This window comes from Streptomyces venezuelae (assembly GCF_008642375.1).
Classification (GTDB): domain Bacteria; phylum Actinomycetota; class Actinomycetes; order Streptomycetales; family Streptomycetaceae; genus Streptomyces; species Streptomyces venezuelae_G.
This window is the reverse complement of the sequence record NZ_CP029194.1, coordinates 5,065,322-5,087,518: the sequence shown is the minus strand read 5'-3', so window position 1 is coordinate 5,087,518 and position 22,197 is coordinate 5,065,322. Positions and strand designations below refer to the sequence as shown.

General features: G+C 72.3%; 19 protein-coding genes. 8 read left to right on the top strand and 11 right to left on the bottom strand.

Annotation, left to right across the window (positions count from 1 at the left end; all coding sequences use genetic code 11):
- Nucleotides 1–26: 26 nt before the first annotated feature.
- Both DEJ46_RS23480 and mscL read left to right on the top strand, forming a co-directional pair.
- A complete protein-coding gene (locus DEJ46_RS23480) occupies nucleotides 27–581 on the top strand; it encodes a hypothetical protein (protein ID WP_150269361.1) in 555 nt (184 codons plus the stop codon).
- 93 nt (nucleotides 582–674) lie between these two features.
- Nucleotides 675–1,232 carry a large conductance mechanosensitive channel protein MscL gene (gene mscL / locus DEJ46_RS23475; RefSeq protein WP_223835010.1) on the top strand — a complete coding sequence of 186 codons (558 nt, stop codon included), beginning with the start codon at nucleotides 675–677 and terminating at the stop codon, nucleotides 1,230–1,232.
- Nucleotides 1,233–1,251: 19 nt separating this feature from the next.
- Here mscL and DEJ46_RS23470 read toward each other — a convergent pair whose 3' ends face one another.
- From DEJ46_RS23470 to DEJ46_RS23425, 10 genes are all read right to left on the bottom strand, one after another.
- Entirely contained in the window at nucleotides 1,252–1,473 is a 222-nt protein-coding gene (locus DEJ46_RS23470) for a hypothetical protein (protein ID WP_150269359.1), read from the bottom strand.
- Between the two features lie 64 nt (nucleotides 1,474–1,537).
- Complete coding sequence (locus tag DEJ46_RS23465) at nucleotides 1,538–1,945, bottom strand: DUF6755 family protein (protein ID WP_150269357.1); 408 nt, start codon at nucleotides 1,943–1,945, stop codon at nucleotides 1,538–1,540.
- Nucleotides 1,942–2,601, bottom strand: a complete 660-nt coding sequence (locus tag DEJ46_RS23460) for a ubiquinol-cytochrome c reductase iron-sulfur subunit (protein ID WP_150269355.1) — start codon at nucleotides 2,599–2,601, stop codon at nucleotides 1,942–1,944. Before DEJ46_RS23460 ends, DEJ46_RS23465 begins: the two co-directional genes overlap by 4 nt.
- The gene (locus DEJ46_RS23455; protein ID WP_055642974.1) at nucleotides 2,598–3,197 is read right to left on the bottom strand and encodes a 4Fe-4S dicluster domain-containing protein; all 600 of its coding nucleotides are present in this window, start codon (nucleotides 3,195–3,197) and stop codon (nucleotides 2,598–2,600) included. The genes DEJ46_RS23460 and DEJ46_RS23455 overlap by 4 nt, the downstream gene beginning before the upstream one ends.
- Before the next feature lie 7 nt (nucleotides 3,198–3,204).
- Nucleotides 3,205–5,529, bottom strand: coding sequence for a molybdopterin oxidoreductase family protein (locus DEJ46_RS23450; protein ID WP_150269353.1), 2,325 nt, complete (start codon nucleotides 5,527–5,529; stop codon nucleotides 3,205–3,207).
- A complete protein-coding gene (locus DEJ46_RS23445) occupies nucleotides 5,526–6,677 on the bottom strand; it encodes an MFS transporter (RefSeq protein ID WP_150269351.1) in 1,152 nt (383 codons plus the stop codon). Before DEJ46_RS23445 ends, DEJ46_RS23450 begins: the two co-directional genes overlap by 4 nt.
- A 66-nt stretch (nucleotides 6,678–6,743) precedes the next feature.
- Nucleotides 6,744–7,538 (bottom strand): pyruvate formate-lyase-activating protein, encoded by a 795-nt coding sequence (gene pflA / locus DEJ46_RS23440; RefSeq protein WP_150269349.1) that lies wholly within the window; start codon nucleotides 7,536–7,538, stop codon nucleotides 6,744–6,746.
- Between the two features lie 76 nt (nucleotides 7,539–7,614).
- Complete coding sequence (pflB, locus tag DEJ46_RS23435) at nucleotides 7,615–9,885, bottom strand: formate C-acetyltransferase (protein ID WP_190622848.1); 2,271 nt, start codon at nucleotides 9,883–9,885, stop codon at nucleotides 7,615–7,617.
- A gap of 177 nt (nucleotides 9,886–10,062) precedes the next feature.
- Nucleotides 10,063–11,484 carry an MFS transporter gene (locus DEJ46_RS23430; protein ID WP_223835008.1) on the bottom strand — a complete coding sequence of 474 codons (1,422 nt, stop codon included), beginning with the start codon at nucleotides 11,482–11,484 and terminating at the stop codon, nucleotides 10,063–10,065.
- Nucleotides 11,485–11,590: 106 nt separating this feature from the next.
- Complete coding sequence (locus DEJ46_RS23425; RefSeq protein WP_150269345.1) at nucleotides 11,591–12,004, bottom strand: hypothetical protein; 414 nt, start codon at nucleotides 12,002–12,004, stop codon at nucleotides 11,591–11,593.
- Nucleotides 12,005–12,124: 120 nt separating this feature from the next.
- Here DEJ46_RS23425 and DEJ46_RS23420 point away from each other — a divergent pair, with 120 nt between their 5' ends.
- The 5 genes from DEJ46_RS23420 to DEJ46_RS23400 all read left to right on the top strand — a co-directional run bounded on the left by DEJ46_RS23420 (nucleotide 12,125) and on the right by DEJ46_RS23400 (nucleotide 19,121).
- Nucleotides 12,125–13,300, top strand: a complete 1,176-nt coding sequence (locus DEJ46_RS23420; protein ID WP_150269343.1) for a low temperature requirement protein A — start codon at nucleotides 12,125–12,127, stop codon at nucleotides 13,298–13,300.
- 47 nt (nucleotides 13,301–13,347) lie between these two features.
- Complete coding sequence (locus tag DEJ46_RS40535; protein WP_150269341.1) at nucleotides 13,348–15,951, top strand: ATP-binding protein; 2,604 nt, start codon at nucleotides 13,348–13,350, stop codon at nucleotides 15,949–15,951.
- A gap of 304 nt (nucleotides 15,952–16,255) precedes the next feature.
- Nucleotides 16,256–17,038, top strand: coding sequence for an SDR family oxidoreductase (locus DEJ46_RS23410; protein WP_150269339.1), 783 nt, complete (start codon nucleotides 16,256–16,258; stop codon nucleotides 17,036–17,038).
- A 26-nt stretch (nucleotides 17,039–17,064) separates the two neighbouring features.
- Nucleotides 17,065–18,156, top strand: a complete 1,092-nt coding sequence (locus DEJ46_RS23405) for a P1 family peptidase (protein ID WP_150269337.1) — start codon at nucleotides 17,065–17,067, stop codon at nucleotides 18,154–18,156.
- A gap of 116 nt (nucleotides 18,157–18,272) precedes the next feature.
- Nucleotides 18,273–19,121: a DUF6227 family protein gene (locus tag DEJ46_RS23400; protein WP_223835006.1), complete on the top strand. Its 849-nt coding sequence runs from the start codon at nucleotides 18,273–18,275 to the stop codon at nucleotides 19,119–19,121.
- A 40-nt stretch (nucleotides 19,122–19,161) separates the two neighbouring features.
- On the opposite strand, the gene DEJ46_RS23395 is transcribed toward DEJ46_RS23400, so the two are convergent.
- Nucleotides 19,162–20,262, bottom strand: coding sequence for a glycosyltransferase (locus tag DEJ46_RS23395; RefSeq protein WP_223834997.1), 1,101 nt, complete (start codon nucleotides 20,260–20,262; stop codon nucleotides 19,162–19,164).
- A 282-nt stretch (nucleotides 20,263–20,544) separates the two neighbouring features.
- On the opposite strand from DEJ46_RS23395, the gene DEJ46_RS39250 reads away from it, so the two are divergent.
- The gene (locus DEJ46_RS39250; RefSeq protein ID WP_190622847.1) at nucleotides 20,545–22,131 is read left to right on the top strand and encodes a hypothetical protein; all 1,587 of its coding nucleotides are present in this window, start codon (nucleotides 20,545–20,547) and stop codon (nucleotides 22,129–22,131) included.
- Nucleotides 22,132–22,197: the final 66 nt, after the last annotated feature.

Genomic DNA, 22,197 nt, shown 5'->3' with positions numbered 1-22,197 from the left:
CCCGACCAGGACAGGCGGTACCCGCGATGACTGCGACCACGACCACCACCACGCCCCTCCTCCCTCCGCTTCCCTCCGTCCCGGCGCCGTGCGTGGTGCCGCCCTTCGAGCCGGTACGGGGCCGGGGCGGGCGGCGCGGACCGTTCAGGGTCCTGCGCCGAGGGCGGCGCACCCCGGTCGCGCTGCTCGCCCTGACGGTCGCCGCCCTGGCCGTGGCGACCAGCGGCTCAGGGGCCTCACCGCCAGGGGCCGGCGCCACCGCCACCCCTCGCGCGCGGCCGCCCGTCGCACCCGCCGCGGTCCGGCTCGTGTCCGCGCCGGTGCGTATCGCCGACGCCGAGACCGTGCGGCTGCTGCGCGCCGGCGACCGGGTCGACGTGATCGCCGCCCCCAACTCCCCGATGGGCGGCGGCGGTGAGGCCCGTGTGGTGGCGAAGGGCGCCCGAGTGGCCGGAGTCCCGCGCTCGGGCGAGACTCGTTCGGACGGAGGGGCGCTCATCGTCCTGTCCGTGCCGCGGTCGACGGCCGCGGCGCTGGCAGGTGCCGGTGTCACGTCCCAACTGGCGGTGACGCTGTGCTGATTCGTACTGACTCACTGTCAAGTCACCGGTCCGTGTGTACGGATTGGACGCCTCTGCGCCGTTCACGGCGTAATGGCTCCGCACACAGCACACATGACGAGAACGAAAGGCACCTTGGTGACCGAGAAGAAGGAAAGCTTGCTCGGAGGCTTCAAGGCCTTCCTGATGCGTGGCAACGTGATCGACCTGGCGGTCGCGGTCGTGATCGGCGCCGCGTTCACCAACATCGTGAACTCGGTCGTCAAGGGCATCATCAACCCGGTCGTCGGCGCCTTCGGCACGAAGGACCTGGAGAGCTACTCGTCCTGCATCAAGGGCACCTGCGCGGTGGTCAACGGCGAGGTGCAGGGTGTCCAGCTCCAGTGGGGCCTGGTCCTCAGCGCGATGCTGAGCTTCCTGATCACCGCGGGCGTCGTCTACTTCCTGATGGTCCTGCCGATGGCCAGGATCCTCGCCAAGCGCGCGGCGCACGACAAGGCGAAGGAAGGCGTCGCGGAGACCATGGAGATCAGCGAGCTGGAGGTGCTCAAGGAGATCCGCGACCACCTCGTCGCCCAGCGCGGCCCGCTCGTGGGTGCGGGCACGGGCGCCACACCGAGCTCCAACGGGTCGGGCTCAAGCGGGGCCCCGGGGACGCACTCCACCTCCTGACCGGCACTGCGCGCCGGGATCAGAGGTGGTGCGGCGGCTTCTCGTCGAGGAAGCGCGCGAGGTCGGCGGCGCTGTCGCCGCCGGCCGGAGGCCGCTCTCCCCACCCGCGGTCCGTGTCGTCCGCGGACTGCTGGTCCAGCGGATCGTCGAAGACGAGTACCGGCTTCGGTGCGTTCTCGGAGCTGGGTCGAGAGCCGGGGCGCTTCGCGTCTCGCGGTCCGTGGGCGGGGGCGGTACTCATACCTTCAGGGTACGCCGCTCCCGCCGCCCCGTACCCCTCTGATCAGCGAATCTCTGCCGCCGGCTCAGCGGTCCTCCGGGTCGACGAGCCAGATGCCGAGCACGACCAGGAACGACAGGGCGAGGAAGCCGGCGCCCCACCACGCGGTGCCGGTGTCGCCCGCCATCCACTCGTCCACCACGGTCGTCAGCCCCCAGAGCTGGCCGATGACGACCGTGAGCGCCAGCGCGAGACGGGCGGACAGCTTCGAGGAGCGCTCCGGCTCCTGCTCCGTACCGGCTCCCGGGCCCGGCCCGGTGTGCCGGATCCGGGGGTCCCCGTAGCCGCTGGTGGGCCGGATCTGCGGGTAGCGCTCGTGCACCGGCCGGTTCAGGCGCGGCTGGGCACTGCCGGGGGTGTACGCGGGAAGCCTGGGTGGCTCGGGCGTCGGCTCCGGGGCTCCGGGGTCCCTCGGGAAGGGGGTCTCGCTCATGTCCGCTCACTCCTCTCGGCCGTCTTCCCCGCCGGGACGGCCGGGCCTCCCGCGCCGAAGCCGGGGCAGCCCGGACGGTCGTCGCCGTTCTGGCGGCAGAAGCCCTCGACGAGGCTCTCGCCCGAGCGGGCCGTGCCGATGGCCCAGACGCTGCCGTCGACCTGCTCGACGAGGATCACCTTCGGCAGTCCCCGCGGCGGCGGGCCGGCGGTGACCTCTCCCGTACGGGCGTCGAAGATCCCCTCGTGGCAGGGGCAGTACAGCTCTCCCTCGCTCCCCCGCTCCTTGCGCCACAGCACGGCGCAGGCGAGGTGGGTGCAGACGGCGGAGTAGCCGGCGAGGGTGCCGTCGTCCATGCGGACGGCGATGGCCCGGTCCTCGTCGCCCGGGTAGCGGAAGGCGAGCGACTCCCCCGGTTCGATCCGGTCGGCGACCTTCTTGGGCTCGGGGGCGCCGTCGCCGTCGCCGTGGCGGTGCAGGATGCCGGAGGCGACGGCGACGCCGCCGACGGCCAGGCCGCCGGAGACGGTGGCGACGATCCGCAGGTAGTCGCGGCGGGTGGTGAGGGAGTCGGCGGCGATCCGGTCGCGGAGCGCCTCCTGGGCCGCGTCGGCGCGGGGGTCCGGCGCGGGCGGCTGGGGGTCGGTGACGCTCAACGGACATCCCTTCCATTGATCTCGACGACGGGCAGGCCGCCCGGGACCGGCCACTGGACCTTGTCTGCGGGGACGACCATGGCGACACCGGTGGTGACGGTGGTCGTGCCGAAGGTGAAGGAGTCGGCGACCTGGACGCCGGGGCGTTCGGCCTGGAGCTCTTCGAGGGTTCCGTAGAAGAGGGCGCCGGTGGGGCAGACGGTGGCGCACATGGGGGCGAGGCCGTAGGCGGTGCGGTCGTAGCAGAGGTTGCACTTCATCTGGAGCTTCGCCTGGAGGTCGATCTTGGGGACGCCGAAGGGACAGGCGTTGACGCAGTTGGCGCAGCCGATGCAGCGGGTGGTGTCGGCCTGCTGCACGACACCGTCGGCGGTGACGAGGATCGCGTCGGCGGGGCAGACCTCGGCGCAGGGGGCGACGGGGTCCTCGCAGTGCATGCAGACGGTGGGGAGGGAGGCGACGGAGTGGCCCTCGTCGGGGTAGTCGAGGTGGATCATCGACTTGCCGCGGTGGGAGTCGCATTCGCGGCAGGCGGAGACGCAGGCCTGGCAGCCGATGCAGCGGCCCGGGTCGATGAAGATCGTGCGGCCCATCATGTGCGGGTCAGCTCCTCTCCGCGGTGCCGCGGCCCTGGGGGGAGGTCGGGGGCAGCGGGTCGAGCCGGGAGACCTGGGTCTCCGGGTAGGCCTGCTGGCCGGGGGCGGTGGGCGGCGCGGGGACCTCGTCGACACGTTCGGCGGCCTCGATGCGGGCGGCGCAGACCTTGTACTCCGGGATCTTGGAGCGGGGGTCGAGGGCGTCGATGGTGAGGGCGTTGGCCGCGGTGGGGACGGGCCAGTGGTACGGGACGAAGACGGTGTCGGGGCGGATGGCCTCGGTGACGAGGGCGGGGAAGACCTCGCTGCCGCGGCGGGTGACGACCCGGACGGGGTCGCCGTTGCGGAAGCCGTGCGAGGGGTGGACCTCGACCCAGGGGCGGGGGGTCTGTTCGACGAGGGCGCCGAGCCGGCGGGTCTGGTTGCCGGAGAGGAAGTGGGCGACGGTCCGGCCGGTGGTGAGCGAGAGGGGGTACTCCTCGCTGTACGGGTCCATGGGCGGGTGCCACTCGACGACCTGCATGTGGATCATGCCGTCGGGGTGGTAGGTGCGGCCGTCCTCGAAGAGGCGGGGGGTGCCGGGGTGCTCGGTGCCGGGGCAGGGCCAGGCGATGCCGCCGGTCTCCTCCAGGCGTTCGTAGGTGATGCCGTAGTAGTCGTTGACCGTGCCGGCGGAGGCGATGCGGAGCTCCTCGAAGACGGAGCGGGAGTCCGGGAAGTCGAACTTGTCGCCCGCGCCGAGCCGTTTGGCGAGTTCGCACATGACCCAGGTGTCGGTGCGGACCCCGGCGGGGGGTTCCTGGGCCTTGTTGTGTTTGACGACGCGGGCCTCGGCGTTGGCCATGACGCCTTCGTCCTCGGCCCAGACGGTGACGGGGAAGACGACATGGGCGTTGGCGGCGGTCTCGGAGAGGAAGAAGTCGAACTGGGCGTGGAATTCGAGGGTGTCGTAGCCGTCCTTGACGGTGGCGTAGTTCGGGAGGGAGACGAAGGGGTTGTTGCAGATGCCGACGAGGCCGCGGATCTCCTGGCGTTGCATCTGCCAGACCATCTCCATCATGGAGGTGCCGGCGAGCGGGAGTTCGGCCTCGTCGATGCCCCAGATCTCGCAGATCTGACGGCGGTGCTCGGGGTTGGTGATGGAGCGGCCGCCGGGCAGCAGGTCGGACTTCTGGCCGTGTTCGCGGCCGCCCTGGCCGTTGCCCTGGCCGGTGATGGTGCCGTAGCCGGCGCCGGGCTTGCCGATGTTCCCGGTGGCGACGCAGAGGTTGATGATCGAGAGGCAGTTCTCGACGCCCTGGGAGTGGTGTTCGACGCCGCGGGCGTGCCAGGCCATGGCCTTGCCGGCGCCGGTGAACATGCGGGCGACCTGGACGATCTGCTCCTCGGGTACGCCGCAGATCGTGGCGGCGCGGGAGGGCGGGTAGTCGGCGACGGTCGTCTTGACCTCGGCCCAGCCGGTGGTGTGGGCGGCGAGGTAGGCCTCGTCGGTGAGGCCCTCGGCGACGACGACGTGGAGGACGGCGTTGAAGAAGGCGGAGTCCGTGCCGGGCTTGAGCGCGACGTGGACGTCGGCGGTGCGGGCGATGGCCGTCTCGCGGGGGTCGACGACGATGAGGGTGGCGCCTCGGTCGCGGGCTCCCCAGAGGTACTGGGTCATGACCGGGAAGCATTCGCCGACGTTGGAGCCGGCGATGAGGAGGCAGTCGGTGAGGAGGATGTCGGAGAAGGGGTTGCCGGCGCGGTCGATGCCGAAGGCGAGTTTGTTGGCTCCGGCGGCGGAGACCATGCAGAGGCGGCCGTTGTAGTCGACGTGCCGGGTCTTGAGGGCGACGCGGGCGAGCTTGCCGACGAGGTAGGTCTTCTCGGAGAAGAGGCTGGCGCCGCCGAGGAGACCGAAGGCGTCGTTGCCGTACTCGCCCTGGATGCGGCGGATCTCGGCGACGGTGTGGTCGAGGGCCTCGTCCCAGCTGACCTCGCGGAACTCCTCGTCGCGGTTCCGTCGCATGAGGGGTGCGGTGAGCCGGTCGGGGTGGTTGACCTGCTGGTAGGCGTTGATGCCCTTGGGGCAGAGCCGCATGCGGTTGATGTCGTGGTTGCGGGGCTCGACGCCGAAGACCTTGCCGCCGCGGTCGACGCGGAGGTACATGCCGCACTGGACGCCGCAGAAGCAGCAGTGGGTGGGGACGAGGGTCTCGCCGTTCTGGTCGGCGTGCCAGCGGTCGGCCGGGATGCCGCCGGCGTCACGGAAGGCGCGGGTGCCGGGCGGGGCGAGGGAGGGGTCGAGCGGCAGCGGCCGTCCGGAGGTGGTCGCGGGGTCGGTCGCGGTCACTTGAAGCCCTTCTTCACGTGGTCGAGGTAGGCGTTGCCGCGGAGGACGCGTTTGCAGCGGGGGCAGTACTCGGCCCACTCGTCGAAGCCCAGGTCGAGGTCGCGCATGGTGCCCTGGAGGTTCTCGACGTACGGGGCGGTGTCGATGGGCTCGTGGCAGCGGCGGCAGGCGAGGACGGACTCGTCCTCGCGGCGGGAGGTGTATTTGAAGAGCTGCATGCCGACGGCCGCGGGCCGCTGGACGATGTGGAAGAACTTCCCGAAGGGGATGTAGATGAGCGTGAAGACCACGGACACCATGTGGAGGACGGCGAGGAACTCGTAGCCGCCGCCGTGCAGGAAGATCGACGAGAAGGTCAGCAGGAGCCCCGTCACCGAGATGACGACCAGGCAGATGAGGGGCATCAGGTCGTAGGCGAAGCGCTGGCCGGTGATGGCGCCGCGGTCCTTCATGCGGCGCCAGAGGAAGTAGGAGGCGCCGGCGATGACGAGGACGGCCGCGATGTCGAGGCCGTGGAACATGAGCCAGCCGAGGACGCTGAGCGCGTCGAAGCCGATGACCTTCAAGCCCCAGATCCGCATCTCGTAGCCGGGTCCCGAGCCGGTGGACGAGGTGAAGGTGAACCAGCCCCAGGTGAGGGGGAAGGTGATCGCGGCGGCCAGCAGGCAGCCCCAGAAGACCAGCTGGTGGGCGGCCCAGCGGGCGTGGGAGCGGGCGCCGAGGAACTTCTGGAAGCCGAGGTAGGTGGCGATCATCCTCGGCAGCGCGGTGGGCGCCTTGCGGAAGTTCGCGGCGGAGAAGAAGGAGCCCCAGCCCTTCCGGAAAAGGCGGCGGGCGCCGGGGGCGGAGACCCAGACGGTGTACCGGTAGGCGACGCCGAAGGCGAGGAAGACCGTGGCGACGGCGTACGGAAGGAGGGCCGAGTCGAAGTCGCGGAGCAGCCGGCTGCCGAGCACGATCGCGAGGATCAGGAGCACGGACACGACGGCGCCCGCGAGGGACGCGCGGCGGCGCACGGCTGCGGGGGTCTGCGGCGGAGCCCCGGCGGCCGGTGGCTCTCCCGGGACGGGGCCGCCCGCTGCAAGGGCGCTGGCGGCCGGATCGTCCGGCCCGGGCGTCGGCTCGGCTGTCTGTGGTGGCTCGGTCACGCCGCCACGGTAAGACCATACGGTCCCTTTTACCTGTTTTGCGTGGTTACGGGGTGAGGGCGTCGCTCAGACGGCGTGCAGGCCGTGGGAGAGGAAGACCTCGCGGGCCGCGGCGACCTGCTCGGGCGTCGGGGACGGGGTGCCGTGGAGGGTGAACGGCTTGGCGAGTGCTTGCCACTTCGCTTCGCCGAGCTTGTGGAAGGGGAGGATGTCCACGCGGGAGACGTTGCCGAGACCGGCGGCGAAGGCGGCGACTCCCTCGACGTTGGCGGGGTCGTCGGTGAGCCCCGGGACGAGCACGAAGCGGACGTGGACCTCCTGGCCGAGGTCGGCGAGGCGCCGGGCGAAGTCCAGGGTCGGCCGCAGCGGGCGGCCGGTGACCTTCTTGTAGGTGTCCGGGTCCCAGGACTTGATGTCGAGCAGGACCAGGTCGGTGTCGCGGAGCAGGGCGTCGGTGGCGCGGACGCCGAGGAAGCCCGAGGTGTCGAGGGCCGTGTCGAGGCCGAGCTCGTGCTTCATCCGGTGCAGCAGCTCGCCGGTGAAGACGGGCTGGAGGAGCGGTTCGCCGCCGGAGACGGTGGCGCCGCCGCCTGAGGCGGAGATGAAGCGGACGTACTTGGACGCCTCGGCGATCAGGTCGTCGGCGGAGGTGCGCTTGCCGCTGCGCATCCTCCAGGTGTCGGGGTTGTGGCAGTAGAGACAGGTGAGGGGGCAGCCGGAGAGGAAGGTGACGAAGCGGGTGCCGGGTCCGTCGACCCCGATGGACAGGTCCCAGGAGTGGACCGAGCCCTCGGAGGGCCGCTGGGTCGCGGCGGCGGCCGGGGTGACCGGGGTGGCGGAGCCGAGGGCGAGGGTGGTCATGGCAGGGCCTCCTTCGGAGGTGTCGGGCGCTGCCCGGGGCCGGCGGTGAGGGCCACCGGCCCCGGGTCCGGGAGGGCTACAGCGAGCCGTGGAAGGTGCGGTTCAGGACGTCGAGCTGCTGCTCGCGGGTGAGCCGGACGAAGTTGACCGCGTATCCGGAGACCCTGATGGTCAGCTGCGGGTGGTTCTCGGGGTGCTCGATGGCGTCCTTCAGGACGTCGCGGTTGAGGACGTTGACGTTCATGTGGAAGCCGTCGCCGGCCATGTAGCCGTCGAGGACGCCCGCGAGGTTTCTGATCCGCTCCTCGGGGGTGCGGCCCAGGCCGTCGGGGGTGACGGTGTTGGTGAGCGAGATGCCGTCCTCGGCGTCCTCGTACGGGAGCTTGGCGACCGACAGGGCCGAGGCCACGTAGCCGTGGGTGTCGCGGCCGTTCATCGGGTTGGCGCCCGGCGAGAAGGGCTCGCCGGCGCGGCGCCCGTCGGGGGTGTTGCCGGTCTTCTTGCCGTAGACGACGTTGGAGGTGATGGTCAGGACGGACTGGGTGTGTTCGGCGTTCCGGTAGGTGGGGTGCTTGCGGACCTTCCGCATGAACTCCTCGACCAGCCCTACCGCGATCTCGTCGACGCGTTCGTCGTTGTTGCCGTACGCGGGGTACTCGCCGTCGATCACGTAGTCGGTCGCGAGACCGGTCTCGTCCCGGACCGGGGTGACCTTGGCGTACTTGACGGCGGCGAGGGAGTCGGCGGCGACGGAGAGGCCGGCGATGCCGCAGGCCATGGTGCGGCGGACGTCACGGTCGTGGAGCGCCATCTCGATGCGCTCGTAGGCGTACCGGTCGTGCATGTAGTGGATGACGTTCAGGGCGTGGACGTAGACGCTCGCGAGCCACTCCATCTGCTCGTCGAACCTGGCCATGACCTCGTCGTAGTCGAGGACGTCCGAGGTGAGGGCGTCGGTGGCCGGTCCGACCTGGGCGCCGGACTTCTCGTCGCGGCCGCCGTTGATCGCGTAGAGGAGGGTCTTGGCGAGGTTCACGCGGGCGCCGAAGAACTGCATCTGCTTGCCGACGGGCATCGCGGAGACGCAGCAGGCGATGGCGGTGTCGTCGCCGAAGCGCGGGCGCATCAGCTCGTCCGACTCGTACTGGACGGAGGAGGTGTCGATGGAGACCTCCGCGCAGAACTCCTTGAAGCCCTGCGGGAGCCGGGGCGACCAGAGGACCGTCATGTTCGGCTCGGGGGCCGGGCCGAGGTTGTAGAGGGTCTGGAGGTAGCGGAAGGAGGTCCTGGTGACCAGCGGACGGCCGTCCTCGCCCATGCCGGCGATGGACTCGGTGACCCAGGTGGGGTCGCCGGAGAACAGCTCGTCGTACTCGGGGGTGCGCAGGAAGCGGACGATGCGGAGCTTGATGATGAAGTCGTCGACGAGCTCCTGGGCCTGCTCCTCGGTGAGGAGACCGCCCTCGATGTCGCGCTGGAGGTAGACGTCGAGGAAGGTGGACGTCCGGCCGAGGGACATCGCGGCGCCGTTCTGCTCCTTCACGGCGGCGAGGTAGGCGAAGTACAGCCACTGGATCGCCTCGCGTCCCGTGGTGGCGGGGCCGGAGACGTCGTGCCCGTACGAGGCGGCCATCGCCTTGAGTTCGCCGAGGGCGCGGATCTGCTCGGCGAGCTCCTCGCGGAGACGGATGGTCTCCTCCAGCGAACGGTGACCGGCGGGGAGGGAGTCGAGCCCCTCCTTCTCCTCCTTCTTCACCGCGACGAGGCGGTCGACGCCGTAGAGCGCGACGCGGCGGTAGTCGCCGATGATGCGGCCGCGGCCGTAGGCGTCGGGGAGGCCGGTGACGATGCCGGCCTTGCGGGCGGCGCGGATCTCGGGGGTGTACGCGTCGAAGACACCGGCGTTGTGGGTCTTGCGGTACTCGGTGAAGACCTTCTCCAGGTCTTCGGAGACCGGGTAGCCGTAGGTCTCCAGGGCGCCGGCGACCATGCGCCAGCCGCCGTTCGGCATGATCGCGCGCTTCAGCGGGGCGTCGGTCTGGAGGCCGACGATCAGGTCCTTGTCGCGGTCGATGTAGCCGGGAGCGTGGGCGGTGATGGTGGAGGGGACGTCGTACGAGACGTCGTGAACGCCCTTGGCGCGCTCCTCGGGGAACTCGTCCGTGATGGCCTTCCACACGGCGGTGGTCCGCTCGGTGGGGCCGGCGAGGAAGGAGTCGTCGCCCTCGTACGGGGTGTAGTTCTGCTGGATGAAGTCGCGGACGTCGATGGCGTCGCGCCAGAGTCCGCCCTTGAAGCCCTTCCAGGCCCGCTCGGTCACCGTTGCCTCAGCAGGGGTAGCAGTCACGTCCCGCACCGCCTTCTTCGAATCATTCGATCGCGTCGTTGCTTACCTCCATCTCACTCCTTTTGATCGATCATTTCGGTCGGCATTGGTCACCGCTCGACGGGCTTTGGTCCTGTCCCCGGAATGCCGGAAGGCCCCGCCGTGGCGGGACCTTCCGAGAGGGGTGGGATACGGGGCTCAGCTGGGCGCCTCGGCGCTCTTGCGGGCGTAGAACCACCAGGTCACGACCATGCAGCTGACGTAGAAGGCGACGAATCCCCACATCGCGCTGGTCACGGCCACCGAGGCGAAGAGGGCCGGGATGAAGAAGAACCCGTAGGCGGCGACGGCCGAGGTGAATCCGGTGACGGCACCCGATTCCATTTCCGCCTGCTTCAGCGCCTTCGTGTATTCCGGGGTGCCTTCCGTGAGGCCCTTGAGGTGGGTGCTGCGGAAGATGACCGGGATCTGCCGGAAGGTCGAGCCGTTGCCGATTCCGGAGAAGAAGAACGCGGCGAGGAAGCAGAAGAAGAAGCCGTAGAAGGAGCCGCCGTCGCTGCCCGAGGGCAGGAAGTCGATCACTCCGATGATCGAGACGGCCATGCCCACGAAGGACAGGATCGTGACGCGCGCGCCGCCCCACTTGTCGGCGATCCAGCCGCCGCCCCAGCGGGCGAGGGCGCCGACGGCCGGGCCCATCCAGGCGTAGGTGGCGACGGAGTAGTCCGGGAACGTGGTCTTGATGAGCATCGGCAGGGCGGCGGCGAAGCCGATGAAGGAGCCGAAGGTGCCGACGTACAGCCAGGTCATCAGCCAGTTGTGCTTGCGCTTGAAGATGATCTTCTGCTGACTGAACGGGGTCGAGGCCACCTGGAGGTCGTTCTGCCCGAACCAGGCGACGGCCGCCAGGACCAGGAGCACCGGGACCCAGAGGAAGGCGGCGTTCTGCAGGTGGACGGGGGTGCCGTCGGCCTTGTGCTGGGCCGAGCCGATCGCGATGGTCGACCAGGTGATGACGATCGGGGTCAGGAGCTGGACGACGGAGACGCCGAGGTTGCCGAGACCGCCGTTGATGCCGGTCGCGCTGCCCTTCTTCGCCTTGGGGAAGAAGAAGCCGATGTTGGCGAGGGAGGAGGCGAAGTTCGCGCCGCCGATGCCGCAGAGGGCGGCGATGGCGACCATCACTCCGTACGGGGTCGTCGGGTCCTGGATGGCGATGCCGAGCCAGATCAGCGGCACGATCAGGACGACCGTCGACAGCGCGGTGAAACGGCGCTGGCCGACCATCGGGCCGAGGAAGGTGTAGAGGATCCGGGCCGTGCCGCCGGTCAGACCGGGGATGGCCGTCAGCCAGAACAGCTGCGAGGTGGAGAAGCCGAAGCCGACGTCCTTGAGGTTGGTCGCGGTGACCGACCAGACCTGCCAGACGACGAAGGCCACGAGCAGCGCGGGGACCGCGATCCACAGGTTGCGGGTGGCGACCTTCTTGCCGATCGACTTCCAGAAGAGCTCGTTCTCGGGCTCCCAGTCGGTGATCGGCTTCCCCGGGCGGTACTGCTCCGGGTCGTACGAGACGGGTGACCGGCCGACCGCTCTGCTGTCCTGGGCTACGGAACTCATGGCGCTTCCCTGACGTTTCGGGGCTTCCCTTGCTCTTCCAGGCTGCGTCCGCGCATGAGGGGTGCGTGAGTGCCGATGGTCGGCGGACGGACAGGCCTAGGTCCCGTCAGCGGAGGGCCGGAGGAACCGGAGAAGCCGGAGAAGCCGGAGAAGAACGGGCCGCCGGGGGCCCGGCCGACGCCGTCGTCGTCGCCGGGGCGGGCTCCTTCCGGCCCGGCGGCAACGACGGCACGCTCACGGCCGTCCGGCAGCTGCGCATGCTCCTGCCCGTGCCGGTCACCGCCGCGTACCGCTCGGCGAGCGCCCCGGACCGGCCGAGGCCGTCGCCCGCCTGCACGACCACGGCTTCGGCCGGGTCGCGCTCGCCGCCCCTCTGCCGGCCCCCGGTCGCTTCACCCGCGCCCCCGCGTCGGTCCCCGACGTCTGGGCGGTCGGGGAGCCGCTCGCCGGCCATCCGCGCCTGGCCGGTCTCGTGGCGGCGCGGTACGCCGGGGCGGCGCCGGCCGGCCGCGGCGCGCACGCCGCCTGACGGAGCGCCACACCCGTACGGCGGTGACGGAGCCGCCGTCCCGTCACCCACGACCGGGGCGGACGGCAGGGCTCCGCGAGCGCCTCGCCGCGCTGTGCTGTTCTGGAGCGCATGACACAACCGTTTCTCCCCCTCACCGCCCGCTCCCGCGAGGAGTCCCACCGGGCCGCCACCCCCCTGGAACTCTTCTTCGACCTGTGCTTCGTCGTCGCCGTCGCGCAGGCGGGCGCGGAGCTCGTGCACGCGGTCGCCGAGAACCACACCGGCGAGGGGGTCCTCGACTACGCGATGGTGTTCTTCGCCATCTGGTGGGCGTGGATGAACTTCACCTGGTTCGCCTCGGCCTACGACAACGACGACGTCCTCTACCGCGTCGTCACACTCGTCCAGATCGCCGGCGTCCTCGTCCTCGCCGCCGGCGTCTCGCGCGCCTTCCAGGACCACGACTTCCTCGTCGTCTACATCGGCTACGTCGTCATGCGGCTCGCGCTCGCATTCCAGTGGCTGCGCGCCGCCCACCACGCCACCGACCGCGCCGAGCGGACGATGTGCCGGCGGTACGCGGGCGGGGTCGTCGCCGTCCAGATCGGCTGGCTCGCGCTCGTCCTCGCTCCCGAGCCCGCCCGGGGCTGGGTCTTCCTCGTCATGGTGCTGGCGGAGCTCGCCGTGCCCGTGTACGCGGAGAAGGACGCGCCCAGCACCTGGCACCCGCACCACATCGCGGAGCGGTACGGCCTGTTCACCATCATCGTCCTCGGCGAGACCGTCGCCGCGGCGACCGTCGCGGTGAAGTCCGGTGTCGCGGAGAACGACGCCCTCGGCGAGCTCCTGCCGATCGCCGTCGGCGGCCTGCTGCTCGTCTTCGCCGCATGGTGGATCTACTTCGTCGTGCCCGCCCACGACCGGCTGACCTCCAGCCGCCAGGGCTTCCTGTGGGGCTACGGCCATTACGTCATCTTCTCCTCGGCCGCCGCGGTGGGCGCGGGCCTGGAGATCGCCGTCGAACAGGCCGTGGGCGAGGCCCACATCTCCACCTCCGCAGCGTCCGCCGCCGTGACGATCCCGTCGGCGGTCTTCCTGTTCTCCGTCTGGCTGCTGCACGCCCGTTACTTCAAGATCGGCATCGCCCAGCAGCTCGTCCTGCCCGTGGCCTCGCTCGCGATCCTGCTGTGTACGTTCGCGGGCCGCTGGGCGGTCCTCGCCGCGGGCCTCGTCGCGGCGGCCACGGTCGCGACCGGAGTGACCCTGACCGCCCGCAACCCTGCGTCGCGGGCCTCGGCAGCCTGAGGCGGAGGCCTGGAGGCACCGCCCTCCTCCGCGCGACAATCCGGTCCATGATCTTCCGCCTTCTCGGGCCTCTCGTGGTGTCCGACCCCGCCGGCGTCACCGAACCCGCCGCCGGCGGGCCCAAGGTCCGCGCCCTGCTGGCCCGGCTCCTCCTCGACGCGGGCCGGACCGTGCCCGTGGACCGGCTCGTCGACGGGCTGTACGGGGACGAGCCGCCGGCCGGTGCGCAGGGCGCGCTCCAGGCGCAGGTCTCCCGGCTGCGCCGGGTCCTGCCGCCGGGGGTGGCGGTGGAGCACTCGCCCGCCGGGTACCGGCTGGCGCTGGGGGCCCCGGCGGAGGGCGTGGACGCACTGCGGTTCGAGGCGCTGACCGGCGCGGGTGTCCGGGCCGGGGCGGCCGGCGACCCCGTGCACGCCGCCGGCCTGCTGCGGGAGGCGCTCGGACTGTGGCGCGGACCGGCGCTCTCCGACGTACGGGACGCGCCCTTCGCCGCGGGGCAGGCGGCCCGGCTCGAAGGGCTGCGGCTCGACGCACTGGAGGCCTGGGCGGCGGCGGAACTGGCCTCGGGTACCTCGGGTACCTCAAGCGAGGACCTCTCTTCGCTGGTACGGGAGTTGGCGGCGGCGGTCCGCGAGCACCCCCTGCGCGAGCGGCTGCGCGGGCTCCAGATGCGGGCGCTGGGCGCGGCGGGGCGGCAGGCCGAGGCGCTCGCCGTGTACGAGGAGGTACGGGCGGCTCTCGCGGAGGAACTGGGCGCCGACCCGTCACCGGAACTGTCCGCCATCCACCTGGGACTGCTGCGGGGCGGGGAGGCGGGCCCTGGACGGACGGGCCCGGAGCGGGTGGCCGTTCCGGCCTTGCCCGCGGCGCTGACGGACTTCGTGGGGCGGGAGCAGGAGCGGGACCGACTGACCTCGCTGGTGACGGTCGCCCGCCTGGTGACCCTGGTGGGGCCCGGCGGGGCGGGCAAGACCCGGCTGGCCCTGGAGGTGGGCACGGCCCTGCCGGGCGAGGTGCGCTTCGTGGACCTGGGGGCGGTGGCGGGCGGCGGGCGGAGCGGTTCCGGGGAGGTCGCCGAGGCCTTCGCGGCGGCGCTCGGAGTGCGGGGCGGCGGCGCGGAGCGACTCGAAACGGCGCTGGCCGGGCGGCCAGTGCTGCTGATCGTGGACAACTGCGAGCACGTCGTCGACGAGACCGCCGTCCTCGTACGCCGCCTGCTCGCCACCTGCCCTCTGCTGCGGGTCCTGACGACGAGCCGGGAGGCGCTCGGGATCACCGGCGAGTCGCTGCTGCCGCTCGGGGCGCTGACGCCCGAGGCCGCCGAGGAGCTGTTCGTACGGCGGGCCGCGGCCGTGCGGCCCGGATTCACGGGCCACGCGCGCGTGGCGGAGCTCTGCGCGGGGCTGGACGGGCTGCCGCTCGCCGTCGAGCTCGCGGCGGCCCGGCTGCGCTCGCTCTCCGTCGACGAGCTCGCCGACGGCCTCGGCGAGCGGCTCGAACGCTTCGAGCTGCTGTCGCGCGGGGACCGCACGGCGCCGGAGCGCCACCGGACCCTGCGGGCGGTGGTCGAGTGGAGCTGGTCCCTCCTCGAACCCGGCGAGCGGGAACTGGCCGCCCGTTTCTCGGTGTTCCGGGGCGGCGCTACGGCGGAGGCGGTGACCCGGGTGTGCGGCGCGGGGGCCGGCGCGCTGGCCTCGCTGGTGGAGAAGTCGCTGCTGGAGGCGCGGGACGGCCGCTACCGGATGCTGGAGACGATCCGCGCCTACGCCGCCGGACAGCTGCCCGACGAGGACCCGGCGACCGGAGCCCACCACGCGTACTACCGCGAGCTCGCGGAGGCCGCGGACCCCGAACTGCGCGGAGCCGCGCAGCTGGAGTGGCTGGCCCGGCTGGACGCCGAGGACGCGAACCTGCGGGCGGCGCTGCGGCGGGGCGCGCCGGAGGACGGGCTGCGGCTGGTGGCCGCGCTCACCCCGTACTGGTGGCTGCGCGGACTCCGGGGCCGGGTCGCGGCGCCGGTCGCGGAGCTCCTGGAGCGGGTGGAGCCGACGGCGGAGCTGGGCGAGGAGTACGCGCTGTGCGTGCTGGCGGCGGGGCTGAGCGAGGGGGAACACGTCGAGCGTGCCCGGGAGTTCCTGGCCGCGCGGACGGTTCCGCTCCGGCAGCCGTACACGGCGTTCCTGTGGTCGACGTCGGTGGGCCCGGGCGAGGGTCTGCCGATGGGCGACGACCCCTGGTCCCGCTCGCTGGTCCTCGTGGGGCGCGCCTTCCTGGCGACCGCGACGGCGGCAGGGGCCGCTGACAGGAACGGCGCGGATCGGGCTGCCGAGGCGCTCCTGACGGAGGCCCTGGCCGGCTTCCGGGCGCTCGGCGACCGGTGGGGGACGGCCACGGCCCTGGAGGGCCTGGCGTCCCTCTCCCCCGAACCGCTGCCCCTCCTCGCGGAGGCCCTGGCCCTGTTCGCCTCCCTGGGTGTCGCCGAGGACGTCGTGGACCTGCTCCACCGCCGCGCCGCCGTCCATGAGGCAGCGGGCGACCCGGACGCCGCCGCGGCCGACCGCGCCCGCGCGGCGGACACGGCCCGCAGGGCCGGCCTGAAGGGGACGACGGAGACGAAGGGCATCGCGGCGACGGCGGGGGCCACGCGATGACCGGCTGTGCGTTCGTGGTCGTCCCCGGCCTCCCGGCCGGAGACAATCCCGAGCGGTCCACCGGCTGGGCCCGCTCGGGCTCGGTGGGCCGGCCGTGGCGGTCGGCACCGGCCGTCCGGTCGACGGCGCCGCGCTCACCGGGGAGGCCGGCGCGCTCCTCGGCGGGTGAGCCGCACCCCCGTCAGCGGCGGTCAGGCGCTGTCAGCGCTCGGTCAGCGGCTCGTCAGCGCCCGGCGCGAGTCTTCCTTCCGTGCCCCGGGGAGACGCCCCGGGCTGCACCGGAAACACGCCCGAGGAGACCGTCATGCAGCAGCCCACCACCCGTACCGCCCTCGTCACCGGTTCGTCGCGCGGCATCGGGCGGGCCGTCGCCCGGCGGCTCGCGGCCGACGGGATGGTCGTCGCCGTCCATTACGGGCGGGACGCGGCCGCCGCGCGGGAGACCGTGGACCTGATCGTGCGGGACGGCGGCCGGGCCTTCTCCGTGGGCGCCGACCTGGCCACGCACGACGGAGTCCTCGCGCTCGTCGAGGGGGTCCGGTCCGGGCTCGCCGCGCACGCCGGGGAGGCCGTGCTCGACGTCCTCGTCAACAACGCCGCCGAGAGCCGCTCGGGCGGGCACCTCCGGGACGAGACGCCGGAGCTCTTCGACCGGCTCTTCGCGGTCAACGTCCGGGCGCCGTACTTCCTCGTGCAGGGGCTGCTGCCGGTGCTGCGCGACGGCGGCCGGATCATCAACATCGGCTCGGCCGTCACCCGGATCGCCCTCGCCGACGAGCTGGCGTACGCGATGACGAAGGGGGCGATGGAGACCTTCACCCGCACCCTCGCCCATGTGGTCGGGGAGCGCCGCATCACCGTCAACACGGTCGCCCCGGGCCCGACCCAGACCGCCGGACTCACGGCCGCCATGGCGGCGATGCCCGAGCTGGAGGGGATGCTGATCGGCGGCCAGGCGCTGCCGTGGGTCGGGCAGCCGGAGGACATCGCCGACCCGGTCGCCTTCCTCGCGTCCGAGGACGGCCGCTGGATCACCGGGACCGTGATCGACGCCTCGGGCGGCACCTACCTCGGCCCCAAGCGCTGAGCCAAGCCGCGTGGTAGGCAGGGGACATGACACACCCCCAGGAAGTGAGAGCCGGGGACGCCCACGAGGCCCGGGACGCCATTACCGACGTGAGCGGGGTGCGCGTGGGGCACGCGCGCGTGGCGGGGGCCGGGGCGTTGAGCGGGACCACGGTCGTGCTCGCGCCGGAGGGCGGGGTCGTCGCCGGCGTGGATGTGCGGGGCGGCGGGCCTGGTACGCGGGAGACGGACGCGCTCGACCCGCGGAACGTGGTCCAGCGGATCGACGCGGTCGTCCTGACCGGCGGCAGCGCCTACGGGCTGGACTCGGCCGCCGGGGTCATGGCCTGGCTGGAGGAGCGGCACAGGGGCGTGCGGGTGGGGCCCGATCCGGCCCATGTGGTGCCGGTCGTGCCCGCCGCGTGCGTCTTCGACCTGGGGCGCGGCGGCGACTTCTCGGCCCGGCCGGACGCGGCGACGGGGCGGGCGGCGGTGGAGGCGGCCGACGCGAGCGGGGACCACGCGCGCGTGGAGACGGGCGCGGTCGGCGCGGGCACCGGGGCCGTCGTCGGCGGGCTGCGGGGCGGGGTGGGGACGGCGAGCGCGGTCCTGGAGTCGGGGATCACGGTCGGCGCGCTGGTCGTGGTGAACGCGGTCGGTTCGGCCGTCGACCCGGCGACGGGCGTCCCGTACGGGAGCTGGTTCGAGGGCGGCGGGGCCGGGGCCGTCGTCCCGGCGGCGGCGGTGCACGAGGCGGCGCTGCGGCGGCTCGCGGAGGCCCGGGCGGCGAGCGCCCCTCCCCCGCTCAACACGACGCTCGCCGTCGTCGCCACGGACGCGGTGCTCACGCGCGCGCAGGCGCAGAAGGTCGCGGGCACGGCGCACGACGGCATCGCGCGCGCCATCCGTCCTGTGCACCTGATGAACGACGGGGACACCGTCTTCGCGCTCGCCACCGGGCGGCGGGAGCTTCCGGAGGAGCCGGGGCCGCTCGCCCTGAACGAGATCCTGGCGGCCGGCGCCGACCTGGTGACCCGGGCGATCGTCCGGGCCCTGCTCGCGGCTCCCGGCGGGCAGCGCGGCCCGGGCGGCGACTTCCCCTCGTACGGCGAGCTCTACGAGGGAGACGCGAACAGGTGAATCGGGGCCGATGACCGCCCTCCACCAACGTACTCCCGGTAACCGCAAGGGAGTTGACGAAGAACCCGCTGGGAACTTCCGGTGGGCGCCCTTCGTTTTGCAGAACCCAGGACACGATGTCAGACCCAGGGACTACGTTTAGCAAGCACCAAGTGACATGCGGCGACGGCCTGGAGACCCTCTTGAACGATCCGCAGGATCCTCACGATCCCTACGAGACGACCGAGACGCACCTTGAGCGGCTCCTCGGCAGGGCGCTCAACTCCTTCGACCTGCCCGACTCCACCGTCGAGCGCCTCGGCACGGCGCTCGCCCACTCCAGCGCGCTGCACTCCTCGCACCACAGCGCGTCGCTGCACCGGACCACCTACCGCCACACGTATCTGCTCGCCGACGGCAGCGCGCTCACTCTGTGGGAGCTCACGCACAACACCGGACGCGACGGCTCCGACCAGCACGAGCTGTACGCGGAGGAGTCGGAGGCCCGGCTGGCCGCCTCCCGTCTGCCGGCCGGTCCGCTGCCGGGCTGGACCGCGGAGCGCTCCGACGGCACCGTCCTCGACAGCGACGACGACGATGACATGGCGCTCCTGAGCGCCCTGCTCGCCCGCCCCATACCCGCCCAGCCCCGGATGTACGTACCGGACAACTCCGCCGACCACGCGCGCCGTGTCCTGCGGCGCGCGGAGAACGTGGACCGGCCCGGCGAGCGGACCGCCCGGCGGCTCCGCCTGGCGTTCGCCCACCACATCACCCAGGCCTTCGGACGGCAGTGCGCGGTAGAGGGAGGCCGGGACGCCGGGTTCACCCTCTACGAGCACCAGTTCCTGCTGCTCGACGGCAGCGAGGTCAGCCTCTGGGAGATCGAGCACACGGCGACCCCGGACGGCCGGCACATGTGCGAGGTGTACGAGGACGAGCGCTCGGCCCGCGAGGCGATGGAGACCCGCGCCCGGGTCCGCTGACCCTCACGGTCGACCGCCGTCCCCGCGCCCGTCCCCGCCTTCAGGCGAGCGCGGGGGCGGGGACGTCCGCCCCGGTTTCCGCCAGCTTCCCCAGGGCGAATCCCCTGTTGGCGCGGGTCTGTTCGCGGTACGACGCGGGCAGGTCCGGCAGGGCGAGCAGCCGGTCGCAGGCGGCGATCGAGGCGGCGTAGTCGCGCGTCCAGTACGAGGTGATCGAGTACTCGAAGAGCAGCCCCCAGCGGTACACCCACGGCTGCATGAACAGCAGGTCGTCCGGCTGCGCCCCGTCAAGGACGGCGGTGACGATGGCGTGGGCCGCGCGGTAGCGGCGCTTCGTCCGCAGCCGCGCCACCAGCTCGTAGCAGGCTTCGAGCCGCTCCGGCCGCGACTCCCAGGCCCGCGTGAGGGCGTCCATCGCGGACGGCCAGTCACCGGCCTCGCCCCTGAGGACGCCGGACTGGAGGAGCGAGTAGTAGACCTCCTCGCCCCAGCCGCCCATCGCCGCGCGCCGCTCGTAGAGGGTGACGGCCTCGTCGGTGCGGCCCATGTCCCGCATCGTCTGGGCGAGGTAGAAGACGGTGCGCGGATTGGCCGGGTCGCGCTCCAGCTCGGCCCCGAGGAGCCGGGCGTCCCGCTCGAACTTGTCGTGGCGTGACCCGCCGTCGGCGTGGTCCTCGATGACCAGGGCGTCCAGGTTCCGCTGCTCGTGGTCCCGGTCGGCGGTCAGATACTCGTGGGTGACCCCCTCGTACCGCCAGGGCAGAGCGCCTCTGACCAGGCGTTTGATGCGGTACTCCAAGGCTCCCGCGTGGCGGATCATGTACGCGTCCGAGGTCAGCTCCGGCAGCGGGCCGTCCTGCCGCAGGACGTGGTCGGCGTCGAGGAGCAGGAGGTAGTCGGCCCGGCCGCGGGCGTACGCGATGTTGCGGCTGCGGTTGTGGCCGAAGTTCACCCACGGCTCCTCCCGCAGCTCGCCCGGGATGCCGGCGAGGGCGGTACGGATCAGCTCCTGGGTCCCGTCGGTGGAACCGGTGTCGGAGATGACCCACGTGTCCACGAGACCTCGGACGGAGGCGAGGCACCTCTCGATGACCTTGGCCTCGTTCTTGACGATCATGCACAGGCAGATGGACGGCTGCACGGCAACACCACTTCCGGCGGGGACGGGGGAGCTGTCAGGGGGTGCGCGACCCTACGGGCGCCCCGGGAGGACGTTCTGTCGGCGCGCCGACGGGCGGTTCGAAATTCGCCTTCGTGTACGCATCCATCCGGCTAGGAGCGATACGCCATGGCGTTGGGAGTGCCGCGAGACTGTCAAGCCTTCGCAAGCGCGATCCGATGATCCGACAAGGAAGCGCGTAAGGGCTTCCCGCACATCAATCGGACCGGCCGCCGTGTGCGGCCGGTGGAGGAAGGAGCATGCATGCGTCCTGATGCCAGGACCAGGTCCCCGCTGGGTCCCCTGCCCCGACGACGCCCCTGGCTCGTCGGCGGGGCCATGGCCTCCGTCGCACTCGTCCTCACGGGCTTCGCCTCACCGGCGGCGGCCACCGCCTGGGACACCCCCGGGAGGACGACGGCGGGCCCGTCGACGGGCGACCACTGCGAGGAGCGGCCCCCGCAGCACCCGGACGGCCCGCCGCCGCACCACGAGGACGGCCCGCCACCGTGGGAGCAGCACGGGCAGGACGGTCCGCCGCCCTGGGAGCAGGACGGCCCGCCACCGTGGGAGCAGCACCAGGACGGTCCTCCGCCTTGGGAACAGCAGGGCGGCCCCCGCCACCTCGACGAGAGCGGCGCACCGCAGTTCGGCGGCTTCCAGGAGTTCCTGGACCACAAGATCCAGAACCTGGTCGAGGGCCCGCAGACCCGCACTCTGCAGGCCGCCCCGACCGGCGGCGGCGACGGCGACTGCAAGGTCGGCCCGACGGGCCCGACGGGCCCGACGGGTGCGACGGGTGCGACGGGCGCGACGGGCGCGACGGGCGCGACCGGGGCCACAGGCGCGACGGGAGCCACGGGCGCGACCGGGGCCACAGGCGCGACGGGAGCCACGGGCGCGACCGGGGCCACAGGCGCGACGGGAGCCACTGGTGAGACCGGCGCCACCGGGGCAACTGGGGCGACCGGAGCCACTGGCGAGACCGGCGCCACCGGGGCAACCGGGGCAACCGGGGCAACCGGGGCAACCGGGGCAACCGGGGCAACCGGAGCCACAGGGGCAACTGGAGCCACTGGCGAGACCGGAGCAACCGGAGCCACAGGAGCCACAGGCGAGACCGGAGCAACCGGAGCCACAGGGGCCACAGGGGCCACAGGCGAGACCGGAGCAACCGGAGCCACCGGAGCAACTGGCGAGACCGGAGCAACCGGAGCCACAGGGGCCACAGGGGCCACAGGCGAAACTGGAGCCACCGGAGCCACAGGTGAAACCGGAGCCACCGGAGAGACCGGCGCCACGGGCGCGACCGGTGAAACCGGCGCCACAGGCGAAACCGGAGCCACCGGAGCCACGGGCGAAACCGGAGCCACCGGGCCGACCGGACCCACCGGACCCACCGGACCCACCGGACCCACCGGACCCACCGGACCCACCGGACCCACCGGGCCGTGCAACGACGTCGATGCCTATGTGCCCAACAACAGCAACGAGGTCAAGGCCGCCATCTACGACGGCATCGCCTACGCGGGCATCAGGCAGATCCGCCCCAGCCTGGGCGAGTTCATCTGGTACGACCTGAGCGACGGCGACCCCGACGACAGCTACCCGACGGATGCCTGCTCCATCTCGATCGGGGACCAGGCCACCGACACCTCGATCCAGGTGCTGACGAAGACCGGGCTGGTCTACGAGACGCTCTGCGAAGTGGACGCCGACTCGGACACGCTCGAGTGCAACGAGGTGTGGACACTCCTCGAAAGCCCCTCGCCCGGCGACCTGAAGCGGTTCGGACTGAGCGGTTCCGATCCGAACTACCGGCCGAAGGAACTGAAGCCCAAGCGTTCCTGACCGTCTCCTGACAGACGAAGGGCCCCGGCCCCGGGATGCTTCCCGGGGCCGGGGCCCTTCTCCGCA